The 12,168-nt window shown below is 68.3% G+C and carries 13 protein-coding genes; 7 read left to right on the top strand and 6 right to left on the bottom strand.

Annotated features, from left to right (window positions below):
* Positions 1-270: 270 nt before the first annotated feature.
* The 5 genes from ASF34_RS19310 to ASF34_RS19330 all read left to right on the top strand — a co-directional run bounded on the left by ASF34_RS19310 (position 271) and on the right by ASF34_RS19330 (position 3,458).
* On the top strand, positions 271-1,641 hold the full coding sequence (locus tag ASF34_RS19310; protein ID WP_051074321.1) for a chloride channel protein: 1,371 nt from the start codon (positions 271-273) through the stop codon (positions 1,639-1,641).
* A gap of 48 nt (positions 1,642-1,689) precedes the next feature.
* Complete coding sequence (locus ASF34_RS19315; RefSeq protein ID WP_018044058.1) at positions 1,690-1,869, top strand: DUF1328 domain-containing protein; 180 nt, start codon at positions 1,690-1,692, stop codon at positions 1,867-1,869.
* A gap of 46 nt (positions 1,870-1,915) precedes the next feature.
* Entirely contained in the window at positions 1,916-2,776 is an 861-nt protein-coding gene (locus ASF34_RS19320) for an SDR family oxidoreductase (RefSeq protein ID WP_056163564.1), read from the top strand.
* Between the two features lie 116 nt (positions 2,777-2,892).
* The gene (locus ASF34_RS19325; RefSeq protein ID WP_056163567.1) at positions 2,893-3,144 is read left to right on the top strand and encodes a type II toxin-antitoxin system ParD family antitoxin; all 252 of its coding nucleotides are present in this window, start codon (positions 2,893-2,895) and stop codon (positions 3,142-3,144) included.
* A complete protein-coding gene (locus ASF34_RS19330; protein ID WP_018044061.1) occupies positions 3,141-3,458 on the top strand; it encodes a type II toxin-antitoxin system RelE/ParE family toxin in 318 nt (105 codons plus the stop codon). The genes ASF34_RS19325 and ASF34_RS19330 overlap by 4 nt, the downstream gene beginning before the upstream one ends.
* 16 nt (positions 3,459-3,474) lie before the next feature.
* On the opposite strand, the gene ASF34_RS19335 is transcribed toward ASF34_RS19330, so the two are convergent.
* The gene (locus tag ASF34_RS19335) at positions 3,475-5,175 is read right to left on the bottom strand and encodes a lysine--tRNA ligase (protein ID WP_026175983.1); all 1,701 of its coding nucleotides are present in this window, start codon (positions 5,173-5,175) and stop codon (positions 3,475-3,477) included.
* A gap of 258 nt (positions 5,176-5,433) precedes the next feature.
* On the opposite strand from ASF34_RS19335, the gene ASF34_RS19340 reads away from it, so the two are divergent.
* The gene (locus tag ASF34_RS19340; protein WP_056163570.1) at positions 5,434-6,939 is read left to right on the top strand and encodes a calcium-binding protein; all 1,506 of its coding nucleotides are present in this window, start codon (positions 5,434-5,436) and stop codon (positions 6,937-6,939) included.
* Between the two features lie 48 nt (positions 6,940-6,987).
* Here the strand turns inward: ASF34_RS19340 and uraD are convergent, their stop codons facing one another.
* Genes uraD through ASF34_RS19360 form a run of 4 tightly spaced genes read right to left on the bottom strand, consistent with a single transcriptional unit; the run spans position 6,988 to position 9,866 of the window.
* A complete protein-coding gene (gene uraD / locus ASF34_RS19345; protein ID WP_056163573.1) occupies positions 6,988-7,506 on the bottom strand; it encodes a 2-oxo-4-hydroxy-4-carboxy-5-ureidoimidazoline decarboxylase in 519 nt (172 codons plus the stop codon).
* Positions 7,507-7,510: 4 nt separating this feature from the next.
* Positions 7,511-7,864, bottom strand: a complete 354-nt coding sequence (uraH, locus tag ASF34_RS19350; protein WP_056163576.1) for a hydroxyisourate hydrolase — start codon at positions 7,862-7,864, stop codon at positions 7,511-7,513.
* A 51-nt stretch (positions 7,865-7,915) separates the two neighbouring features.
* The gene (uraH, locus tag ASF34_RS19355) at positions 7,916-8,452 is read right to left on the bottom strand and encodes a hydroxyisourate hydrolase (RefSeq protein WP_056163580.1); all 537 of its coding nucleotides are present in this window, start codon (positions 8,450-8,452) and stop codon (positions 7,916-7,918) included.
* Positions 8,453-8,498: 46 nt separating this feature from the next.
* Entirely contained in the window at positions 8,499-9,866 is a 1,368-nt protein-coding gene (locus ASF34_RS19360; protein WP_056163583.1) for an MFS transporter, read from the bottom strand.
* A 249-nt stretch (positions 9,867-10,115) separates the two neighbouring features.
* On the opposite strand from ASF34_RS19360, the gene ASF34_RS19365 reads away from it, so the two are divergent.
* Entirely contained in the window at positions 10,116-11,186 is a 1,071-nt protein-coding gene (locus ASF34_RS19365) for an NAD(P)H-dependent flavin oxidoreductase (RefSeq protein WP_056163586.1), read from the top strand.
* Positions 11,187-11,217: 31 nt separating this feature from the next.
* On the opposite strand, the gene ASF34_RS19370 is transcribed toward ASF34_RS19365, so the two are convergent.
* A complete protein-coding gene (locus ASF34_RS19370; protein WP_422395341.1) occupies positions 11,218-12,159 on the bottom strand; it encodes a transporter substrate-binding domain-containing protein in 942 nt (313 codons plus the stop codon).
* Positions 12,160-12,168: the final 9 nt, after the last annotated feature.

Below are 12,168 nucleotides of genomic sequence, written 5' to 3' on the forward strand. Positions count from 1 at the left end.
GCGGTATGCGCCTTGCGTCGCGGGCCTTGCTTGGCGAGTGTCCTCAAGTTTTGAGTTCGTACCGGCACAAGCGCCCTACACGCTCATAGTCCTTCCCGCCCTTCCGGAACGCCGTCGATGAGCCCGGAATCCAGAACCGCCGGTGGAGCAGAATGACGATCGACCTCTGGTTCTGGAATCCGGGCTCTACCGCGCAGGCCCGGAAAGACGGGGTCGGTTCACGGACGTGTCGCCCATCCGACGATCGATCGCCCGCTGAGGCCGGCGTTCATGCTTGACCCCGCTCCCGCCTCCCCTCCGCCGCGCAGGCGACTGGACCGCTTGCGCGGCGCGGCCTCCGATGCGGCGCCCCTGTGGCGGCAGCGCCTGCTGTTCCTGTTCGGGGGCCTCTGCGTCGGGCTCGCCGCCGTGGCGATGGCAAAGCTCGCGGATTGGGCGCACGAGGCGTTCCGCTGGATCGTTTCGCCCTCCCCCCTCGTCGCCCTGGTTCTGACGCCGCTCGGCTTCGCCATCGCAATCCTGCTCGCCATCCGGGTATTTCCGAATTCGCAAGGCTCTGGGATCCCCCAGGTGATCGCCGCGCGCCATACGGAGGATCCGGCGATCCGCAACGCCCTGGTCTCCCTGAAGACCGCGTTCGGCAAGATCCTGGTCATGACCCTCGGCCTCGTCTGCGGCGCCTCGACGGGGCGCGAGGGGCCGACGGTCCAGGTGGGGGCCGCGATCATGGCGGCTGTCGGCCGGCTCGACGCGGAGCGCCTGCCGGGTGTCATCCTCGCCGGTGGCGCGGCGGGAGTCGCCGCTGCCTTCAACACGCCCATCGCCGGCATTGTCTTCGGCATCGAGGAACTGAGCCGGACCTACGAGGCGCGCACCAGCGGCCTCATCGTCGCCACCGTCATCGCGGCCGGGCTGACCGCGCTGGCGATCCAGGGCGACTACACGTATTTCGGCACCACCAAGGCCGCCCTGCCCTTCGGGCCGGGATGGCTCGCCGTGGCGATCCTCGGCGTGGTCGGGGGCATCGCGGGCGGCCTGTTCGGCCGCGTCACCCTCCTCTTCGCCAGGGGAATGCCCGGCCGGATCGGCGCCGCCATCCGCCGCCACCCCATCGTCTTCGGTGCCCTCTGCGGGCTCGGCGTCGCCCTCTGCGGCCTCGCCTCCGGCGGCACGGTCTACGGCACCGGCTACGAGGAGGCCCGCGCCATGCTCCACGGCACCGATACCGGGCATCCGGCCTATGCTCCGCTGAAATTCCTCGCGACGGTGTTCTCCTCCATCAGCGGCATACCCGGCGGCCTGTTCGCCCCCTCCCTCAGCGTCGGGGCGGGGATGGGCGTCTGGCTGCATGGCCTGTTCGCGGACGTGCCCATCGGCGCGCTCGTGCTCATCGGCATGACCGCCTACCTCACCGGTACCCTGCAGGCGCCGATCACCGCCTTCGTCATCGTCACCGAGATGACCCAGGACCATGCGATGATGATCCCACTCATGGTCACCGCCCTCATTGCCGATGCGGTCTCCAAGCTGATCTGCCGCGAAGGGCTCTATCACGCGCTGGCCGCCACCATCCTGGAGAAGGCCGAATCCAGTGCCGCGCCCGTCATCGCGACGCCGCACAAGCTTGAGCGGAACGCTTGACCCGACAGGAGGGTTATCGGTCGTTCCGCACGCTGGAGTTTTGCGCGTATGACCCTTCTCAAATGGGCCCTCATCTGTTTCGTCATCTCGCTCCTGGCGGGCGGCCTCGGCTTCACCGGCATCGCCTCGGGCGCGCGCTCCCTGTCGCGCATCCTGTTCGGTGTGTTCCTAGTGATCGCCATCGTGATCGTGGTGCTCGCCCTGGCTGTCGGCCAGGCGGTCTTCTAAGCGGTCATCCGATCGGGAACCGGGCCTGCGGGAGTTCGTGACGTCCATGGCGAACGCCGCACCCATCCCCGGCAAGATCTGTCTCGTGACCGGCGCCACCTCGGGCATCGGCTACGAGACGGCCCTGGGCCTGGCACGGGCGGGCGCCCGTGTCGGGATCGTCGGCCGGGATGCCGGCCGCACCGACGCGACGGCGTCCCGCATCCGCGAGACCGTGCCGAGCGTCGTCATCGACGTGTTCCTGGCCGACCTGTCCTCACAGGCGGAAATCCGGCGTCTCGCCGCAGAGGTGCGGGCGCTCTACCCGCGCCTCGACGTGCTGGTGAACAATGCCGGGGCCGTCTTCGATGCCCGGCGCCTCACGGTGGATGGCCTGGAGCGGACCTGGGCCCTCGACCATCTCGCCTACATGCAACTGACCCTGGACCTCCTCGACCTGATGAAGGCGAGCGCGCCGGCCCGCATCGTCAACGTCGCGTCGATGGCGCATAAGCGCGGCCGGATCGATCTCGAGGATCTCGACGGGGCGCGCCGCTACGGCACGTGGAAGGCCTATTCCCAGGCCAAGCTCGGCAACGTGCTGTTCACCGCCGCCCTCGCCCGTCGCCTCGCCGGCACGGGTGTCACCGCGAACTCCCTCCATCCCGGTGTGATCGCCAGCGGGTTCGCCGGCGGCACCGGGGGATGGTTCGGCGTCAGTTGGTCGTTGATCAGGCCCTTCCTCGGCAACCCGGCCGATGGGGCGGCGACCTCCCTGCATCTGGCGACCTCGCCGGAGGTGGACGGCGTCAGCGGCCTGTATTTTTCGAAGCGCCGCCCCGTGCCGACCTCACGCCACGGTCGCGATCAGGCGCTTCAGGAACGGGTTTGGGCGCTGAGCCTGCGGCAGCTCGGACGGGCAGAATAGGGCGACGGCCGCCCGCCGGTGGGATCGCCTGATGTCGGCCCCTTCTCAATCCGTTTCCATATCAAAAAATGCACTGTCTATGTTATTCGTCGCGTCGATTGAGAGGCGAGGATGGCATGAACGTATCTGTTGGCGACCGGTGGGAAGGGTTCATCTCCCGCATCGTGCAGGATGGCCGCTATGGCTCGGCGAGCGAGGTGGTTCGCGAAGGCCTTCGCCTCGTCGAAGAGCGCGAGGCGAAACTCCAGGCCCTGCGTCGGACCTTGAGCGAGGCCGTTGAGGCAGGCGGCGACGCGAGCGAGGATGAGATCGATGCCGCGCTCGCGGCAAAGAGCGCGGAACTCAAGGCTCTAGGCTATGGGGAGTGAGCAAGGTTCGGTTCCTCGCCTTCGCGCGAACAAACCTCGTCGATATCCTCGTCCACGTCACGGAAATGAGTGGCAGCCTCGCCACCGCGCAGGGATTCGTTGCGCGACTTCGCCGGCAATGCCATCGATTGGCGACGCTCCCGGGGCGGCTCGGTCGGGCACGTCCGGAATTGCACAGCAACCTCCGCAGCTTTCCTTGCGAAAATTACGTGATCTTCTTCCGCTATGATGCCGGAACGGTGGAAATCGTCGCGATCCTGCATTCCAGCCGGGATCCAGGTCCTCACCTCACCGATCATCCTACCAGCGAATGATCGGTGAGGTCGAGGTTCATGCGAGAGAGGCTGTCTCGGACGAGGCCGGCACGAACGCGCCGGACAGGGCCTTCTCGATCAGTGCCTGCGTCTCCGCCACGCCGTAGAGCGCGATGAACGAGCCGAAGCGCGGTCCGCGTGCCTCGCCGAACAGCACGTTGTAGATGGTGGTGAACCAGGCCTGCGACACGCCGGGCCGTCCGTCCGGGCTCTTCGCCTTGCCGGACAGGTCGGGGAAGTGCCGCCGCCCGACCTCGTAGACCACGGCCTGCAGCCCCTCCGGATCGGTGGAGCCCTTGTGGGCGTCCAGCGTCAGCGACAGGTCGGCCAGCGCCGCCCTCTCCTCCTCCGTCGCCGTCCGGTAGGTCTTGGCCGGACGCACGAGGTCGCGGAAATAGGCGAGCGCATGGCCCACGAGCTTGTCGAGGACCGGATGGGTCTGTGGCCCGATCTCCGGGTCGTAGCGGCGAATGAAGCCCCACAGCACCGCCGGATCCTCGGTATTGGCCACCGCCGCGAGGTTGAGAAGCATGGCGAAGTTCAACGAGCCGCCCTTGCCCACGGCTTCTGCCGCCGGCGGATGGCCCGCATGCAGGTGCCAGACCGGGTTGCCGAGCTGTTGCGCCGGCTCCTGGCCGGGGAACTTCTCGAGGAAGTTCAGGTAATCGTCGACCTGACGCGGGATCATCTCCACGAACAGGCGCTTGGCCTCGCGCGGCTTGTTGTACATGAACAGGGCGAGACTGTCGGCGGTGCCGTAGACGAGCCAATCGTCGATGGACAGGCCGTTGCCCTTCGACTTCGAGATCTTCTTACCCTCCTTGTCGAGGAAGAGCTCGTAGTTGAATCCCTCCGGCGGTTCGCCACCCAGCGCGCGGGCGATCTCGCCCGACAGCTTCACCGAATCGATCAGGTCCTTGCCGGCCATCTCGTAATCGACGCCGAGCGCCACCCAGCGCATGGCCCAATCGGGCTTCCATTGCAGCTTGGCGTGGCCGCCGGTGACCGGGGTCTCGTAGGCGGTGCCGGTCTTCGGATCGCGCCAGACCAGGGTGCCGGCGGAGACCCGCACCTCGTCGATGGAAACCTGCATCACCTCCCCGGTCTCCGGGTGCAGCGGCAGGAACGGCGAGTAGCTCGCCGAACGCTCGGCCCGGAGCGACGGCAGCATGATCGCCATCACGGCCTCATAGCGGTCGAGCACCGTGAGCAGGGCCGTGTCGAACAGGCCGGCCTTGTAGCATTCGGTGGCCGAGCGGAACTCGTAGTCGAACCCGAAGGCGTCGAGGAAGCGGCGCAGTTCGGCATTGTTGTGGGCGCCGAAGCTGTCATGCGTGCCGAACGGATCGGGCACGCGGGTGAGCGGCTGGTTGAGCGCCGGGATCAGGATCTCCTTGTTCGGCACGTTGTCCGGCACCTTGCGCAGGCCGTCCATGTCGTCCGAGAAGGCGATGAGGCGGGTCGGCACGCTGTCGTTGGTGAGCACGCGGAACGCGTGGCGCACCATGGAGGTGCGCGCCACCTCGCCGAACGTGCCGATATGCGGCAGGCCCGACGGGCCGTATCCGGTCTCGAACAGCACTTCCGATTTCGGCTTGCGCTCCAGCCGCGCCACGAGCTTGCGCGCCTCCTCGAACGGCCATGCGGCCGCGCTGGCCGCGGCTTCCACGAGGGCGGGGTCGAGGGTGAGGGGAGACGAAGCAGGCGGGGGGGACATGGGAACAGCGTCAGTTCTGTGAGGAGAAACAGGAAGACCGCAACCGGCCGGATGCGGCCCGGCACCCTAGGGAGCGGGCCAGGGAGGGTCAACGCGGAGGGGCGAGGCAAGGCGAGGCGGGAGCGGACTTCGCGTGAAACCCGGCTTTAATCCTCGGCGCGTTATGCAAGCGGGCATCCCTGACCCTGGCGACGATCGAGACGGGCGGGAACCGTGCCGCGGCCCGATCCCGGCATATGCAGCGGAAAGGCGACCCCGATGGCATCCGTTTCCTTCACCCTCGACGACGACTACGATTCCGCCAAGACTATCCGCCTGGATCGCAACCCCCTCGCCTCCTATGCCGGGCCGGCCAGCAGCCACGCCTTCGGCCCCGACGGTCAGGGCCGCATCATCCTGAACGACACCGGCGCCCTCGACGATGGCGGTGCGACCTTCACCGATGCCGCGCGGCCCGTCCCGGGGGGCTACGCCGCCCTGACGAGCGACCGTTACGCGGTCTTCCTCGACCTGTCCGACAACACGGCATCGCTGAGCCTGACCGGTGGCACGCTCGGGGATGTGCTCCGGGGCGGAAGCGGCGACGACACCCTCCGCGGCGGCGGCGGCAACGACGTGTTCGAGGGCGGCGAGGGCGACAACGTCATCAAGGGTGGCACCGGCTCCGATACGGTGAGCTACGAGCACGCCCAATACAGCATCGAGGTGTATCTGGAGGATTCCCGGGCCTACACCGTTCCCACCGGCGACGAGGATACTCTGTCGAGCATTGCGAACGTGCGCGGCACCCGCTTCGGCGATGTGCTCACGGGAGACGGCCGCGCCAATCGCATCGAGGGCGGCGCTGGGAAGGACGTCATCGGCGGTGGCGGCGGCGGCGATGACGTCGACGGTGGCGCCGGGGATGACAGCATCGATGGCGGCGGCGGCGACGATCTCATCGAAGGCGGCGCAGGCGCGGACGCGATCCGCGGCGGCGGCGGGATCGACACCGCGAGCTACGAGCATTCCTCGTCCGGGGTCACGATCGATCTCTTCCGCAACTATCAGGTCAGCGGCGGCGATGCGAACGAGGACACGCTCTACGACATCGCCAACGTGACGGGCAGCCTCTACGGCGACCGGCTCGCGGGCGACGGCAAGGACAACACCCTCGACGGCAATGGCGGCGCCGACAGGCTCTATGGCAACAACGGCAACGACCGCCTGATCGTCTCGTCCACGCCCGTCGAGGTCGACGGTGGCGCGGGACGGGACGTCCTGATCGTGGAGGTGAACCCGTATCTCGAGACGATCCATCTCAGCGACGAGACCTTCTCGGGCATCGAGAAGGTGGCCGTCCGCAGCGACGGGTCCATCGACATGAGGGATGTCACTCTCGGAACGTCGATCATCTCGCAGAGCGTCGCGGGCGATCACGGCAAGATCGTCGGCACCGCCGGGGACGATCGCATCAGGGCGGGAAGCGGCGGCGACCGGATCGACGCCTGGAGCGGCGACAACACCGTCCTCGGTGGTGTGGGCAAGGACCAGTTCATCTTCCGGTCGGACAAGGGCCGCACTGAAATCCACGAGTTCGAGCTCGGCAGGGACAAGCTGAACGTCGTGCCGCTGACGACGAATTTCGACGATGTCGTCATCACGTCGGTCCACGGTGGAGACGATACCCTCGTCACCTTCGCGAAATACACCGGCATCGACCACCGCATCATCCTGCACGACGTCGCCGCTTCGGCGCTCGGCGAAGCCGACTTCATCATCTGAGCGGGTTCGCGAGTCGGTGGGTTCCGAGTCCGGAACCCCGAGACGCGCTCAGTCGCTCGCCGCGGAGACCAGCATGTCCAGGCGCATCCGCGTGATCGCGCCGATCTCGTCGAGGGCGGTGGCCTCTTCCTCGGCCCGCTCCCGTCCGAGGCGGGCCTCGAAGACAGCGAGGATCTCGGCCCTGCTGCGGCCGCGCACGGCGATGATGAAGGGGAAGCCGAACCTCTCCCGGTAGGCGGCGTTCAGGCGGTCGAAGGCCGCCGCATCCTCCGGGGGGAGATGGTCGAGGCCGGCGCTGCCCTGCTCGCTCGCCGAGTCGGCCGTCATGGCCCGCGCCCGTGCCTCGGGTCCGGCGAGTTCCGGGTGGCCGTTGAGGAAGGCGAGGCGCCGCGCCTCGGGCGCATGGCGCACCGCGTCCATCATCGCGGCGTGCAGGTCGGCTACGCTGGCGAAGGGGCGGGCCGGCGCCACCGCCTCGGCGACCCAGGCCGCGTGTTCAAACACCCCGCCGAGCAGGGCGACGAAGGCGTCCCGGTCGAGACGGTGGATGGCGGCCAGATCTGGCAAGGGCTCAGCTCCCGCGATAGGTCGTGCAATTGCCGGGCGTGCACAGCATCGGCACGTGGTAATGCTGCTTGGCGTCGAAGACGGCGAACCGCACCACCGGATTGTCCACGAAGATGTCCGCCTCGCTTAACCCAGGTCGGCTCTTCAGATAGCTGTCGATGAAGAATTCGAGCTGGTACTGGCCGATCTTCGCCTCGTCCGCCGGCAGGATCGGTGTGTCGGTACGCCCGTCGGCATTGGTGACGACGCTCTTCACGAGGCGCCAGCGCCCCTCCTCCATCACCGAAAAGTCGATGCGCACGCCGGGCGCGGGGCGCCCGCGCTCCGAGTCGAGGATATGTGTCGTGATGCCGGCCATCGGGTCTCTCGGATCGTGTCGTGGGTAAGCGGTTGCGGACGGTCGGGGCTCTCAGCTGCCGCGATAATACGAGTAGCCCCAGGGCGTGAACAGGATCGGCAGGTGGTAGCGCTGGCTCGCGTCGCGGATGTGGAAGCGGATCGGCACGAGGCCGAGGAAGTTCGGGCTCGGCAGCGCCACGCCGATCCGGGCGAAGTATTCCTCCACATGCATCAGCAACTCGTAGCGCCCGGTCTTCAGGGTGTCGTCGATCAGGAGCGGCTCGCGCGAGCGGCCGTTGGCTCCCGTCGTGATCGTCTTGATCGGCCGGTAGGTGTCGCCATCGCGCACGGAGAGGTCGCAGACCATGCCCGCGCCCGGTGTGCCGTGGAAATTGTCGATGGCGTGCATGGTGAGGCGCGGGCCGAGGCCCGATTGCATCGTCGGGCCGGTGGTCAGGGCACCCGGCTGTGCCGGAGCCGGGGCGGGCGCGCCCTGGGCCAGCACGGTGCCGGTGGCGGCGACCGTGCCGGCGAGACCGATTCCGGCGAGGCCGGCGCCGACCAGGCTGCGGCGCGTAAGGTCGGGTCGCTCAGGGGGGGGGTTCAACTGTGTCTCCTGCAGAGGGCCGGTTCCGGCGTGACCGGGGGCGGGTTCAGGCCGGCTCATGGGCGGCACGGGCGGCGGCCCGGCGCTCCAGCGCCGGGGTGGCGGGTGGGACGAAGGCGAGGATCAGCACGATCGTCGCGAGCTCGAAGGCCGCGACCAGCCACAGGCCGGCGGAGGCCGAGCCGGTATGTTCGCGCAGGTAACCCATGAGGGCGGGAGCGCCGAAGCCTGCCAGGTTGGCCACCGAATTGATCAGGGCGATGCCGGCCGCGGCGGCGGAGCCCGCCAGGAACCGCCCCGGGATCTGCCAGAAGACGGGGATCGCGCTCATCGTGCCGACGATCGCCACGGCGAGCGCCAGCATGGCCAGAACCGGGCTCCACGGGACCAGGAACCCGACGAGGGCGATGGCCAGCGCCCCGATCGTCGCTGGGATCCCGCAATGCAGGCGCGCCTCGCCGGTGCGATCGGAATGGCGCCCGTTGAGGATCATCCCGATGCCGCCGAACAGATAGGCCGCCGACATGATCCAGCCGACGGTGAGCGGATCGGTGAAGCCGGCATCGCGCACCACGCTCGGCCCGAAGAAGGTCAGGGCCGAGTTTGCCATGATGATGCAGAAGAAGATCGCGATGCACTGCCAGACCCGGACATCCTTCAGGGAGGCGAGAATGCGGTGCTCGCGCGGACCCAAGGCCTCGGCGTCGCGGGCGAGATCGGCTTCGATCATTGCCCGCTGTTCCGGTGTCAGCCAATTGGCCTTGGCGGGACGGTCGGTCAGGTAGAGGAGCGTCACGAATCCCGCGAGGATCGACGGGATGCCCTCCAGCAGGAACACCCATTGCCAGCCGGCCCAGCCGTTCACGCCGTCCATGCCGGTGAGGATCGCCCCGGCCAGCGGCCCGCCGATCACTCCGGCGATCGCCGATGCCGACATGAACAGCCCGAACACCTTCGCCCGCCGCTCGCTCGGGTACCAGTAGGTGAGATACAGGATCACGCCCGGATAGAAGCCGGCCTCGAACACTCCGAGCAGGAAGCGCAGCACGTAGAAGAAGGCCGGTGTGGTAACGAACATCATCGCCACGCAGCAGGCGCCCCAGAGGAAGGTGATCCGCGCGATGGTCTTGCGGGCGCCGATATATTCCAACAGCAGATTGCTCGGCACCTCGCAGAGGAAGTAACCGATGAAGAAGATGCCCGCCCCGATGCCGTAGACCGTCTCGCTAAATTTGAGATCGGACAGCATCTGCAGCTTGGCAAAGCCGATATTGACGCGGTCGATCCAGGACAGGATCCAGAGCGCCATCAGGAACGGCAGCAGGCGCCAGGTGATTCGGCGGTAAGCCGCGTCGAGCGACGGACGAGGCCGGGTCGATGACGCATCGGGAACGGGATATGACCGGATCGCCATGGATCGCCTCGAGGTCCGTCACACCATCGGCGCCGATGCAAACCTCGCCGAAACACCAGCAATAATTGGACCATGTTCCCGCGCGATCCGACATCCGGACGGGCCGCGAAACTCGCCTGCGAGCGGGGTTATCCACCCCACGCGAGGCTTTCCATCGCGTTCCTCACGGGCTGCGGAGCCAACCGGAAACCATCGCACTTCGATGGTGTAGACAGACGGTGATCGACGCCTTGCCAAGGAGACCATGCCATGTGGCCCGACAGACGCTTCCTCGATCTCGCCGGTCTGGATCATCCCATCGTCCAGGCCCCGATGGTCGGGCCTCGGGGCCGGCTCACGGCCGCCGTCTCCACCACCGGCGCCCTCGGGTCGCTGGCCTGCGCCGCCCTGAACGCCGAGCAGTTACGCAGCGAGGTCGCGGCGATCCGCCGGAGCACGGATCGTCCGTTCAATCTGAATTTCTTCTGCCACACGCCGGCCGCCGCCGATCCGGCCCGCGAGGCCGCATGGCTCCAGCGCGTGACGCCCTATTACCGCGAACTCGGCCTCGACCCGTCAGTACCCGTCGCCATGGCCAACCGTGCGCCCTTCGACGAGGCGATGTGCGCCGTCATGGAGGATCTGCGCCCGGTGGTGGTCAGCTTCCATTTCGGGCTCCCCGAGGCCGCCCTCCTCCGCCGCGTCAGGGAGGCGGGCTGTCTCGTCGTCTCCTCCGCCACCACGGTGCGCGAGGCCCGCTGGCTCGAAGAGCGCGGCGTGGACGCGATCATCGCCCAAGGGGCCGATGCCGGGGGCCATCGCGGCATGTTCCTCACCGATGCGGTGGAGTCCCAGGTCGGCACCTTCTCCCTGGTGCCGCAGGTGGTGGACGCGGTGCGCGTGCCCGTCATCGCGGCGGGCGGCATCGCCGATGCGCGCGGGGTCGCCGCGGCGCTCACCCTCGGCGCGTCCGCCGTCCAGATCGGCACGGCCTATCTCCTCTGCCCGGAGGCCGGCATCTCCGCCGTCCATCTCGCGGCGCTACGGGCCGCCCGCGACGAGGATACCGCGCTCACCAACGTGTTCACGGGCCGTCCCGCCCGAGGTCTCGTCAACCGTGCTTTGGCGGAGCTCGGCCCGGTGAGCGCCGACGCGCCGGCCTTTCCCTCCGCCGCCGTGGCGCTCCAGCCCCTGCGCCAGCGCGCGGAGGCTGCAGGCTCAGGTGATTTCTCGCCGCTCTGGTCGGGACAGGCGGCGGCTCTGGCGGGGGAAACGGGGGCGGCGGAATTGACCCTACAACTGGCGGAGGAGGCGCGCGGGATCTTGCAGGCCCGCGGCTAGCCCGGCTGCCCGATAGGCATGGGCCGGCGAGTCAGAACGGACTGACGGGGAAGAACCGCAGGTACAGCTCGGCGTATTTCCCCTCGTCCCAGAGCCGTTGGAGGGCTTCGTCGAGGGCGCGCGAGAGGGCCGTGTCCTCGCGCCGGGTGACGAGGCCGATGCCCTCGCCGAAATAGCGGTTCTCCAGGTAGTCGCCGCCCACGAGTGCGCAGCAATTCGAGGAATCGATGCCGCCGATCCACAAAGCGAGGTTGAGCCCGTCGGCGAAGACGTAATCCACGTCGCCGCGCCGGAGCGCCCCTTCGGCGGTGGCGAGGTCGGTGAACTCGCGCGCCTCCGCCTGGGGGAAGAACGCCTTCAGATAGGCCGCATGGGCGCTTGCCCCGACGATGCCGACGGACTTGCCGGCCAGCGCCTTGGCCGAGGGGGCGGGCAGGCCCTTGTCCGTGCGGGCCGCGAAGCGCGCCGGCCAGCGGAAATACGGACGGGTGGCGAGGAAGCGGCTGCGCAGGGTCGGGGTGAGCGGGATCGCAGCCGCGACCACGTCGCCCTGCCGGTCGGCCAGGGCGTCGAGCAGCGTATCGAACCGCCGCGCCTGGATCGTGCAGTTGAGCGACAGGCGTTCGCAGACCGCCCGGACGAGTTCCACCACGAAGCCGGTGGGTGCGCCGTCCGGGCCGGCGAAATGCAGGGGCGGGAACTCGTCGTCGGTGAGGAAGCGGACGGCGCGCGCCGTCTGCGGCGCTTCGATCCGTTCGAGCCGGCTGCGCGGGTTCCAGAAATTCGGGATCGTCACGCTCGGGGAGGCCGTGTCCCGCGAGGCCGTATCGTGCGCTGTCGAGTCTTGCGCTGCCGCCGGCCAAGCCGAGAACAGCGCCATCACCAGCAAAGCGGCGGCACACCAGGCGAGGCGGCTTGACGGTGTGGTTGTATCTGTGGCGCACTGGTTGTGCGCGGGAATCGTCTGGCTCACGGCTCTCCC

It is taken from the genome of Methylobacterium sp. Leaf106 (assembly GCF_001422895.1).
GTDB lineage: Bacteria > Pseudomonadota > Alphaproteobacteria > Rhizobiales > Beijerinckiaceae > Methylobacterium > Methylobacterium bullatum.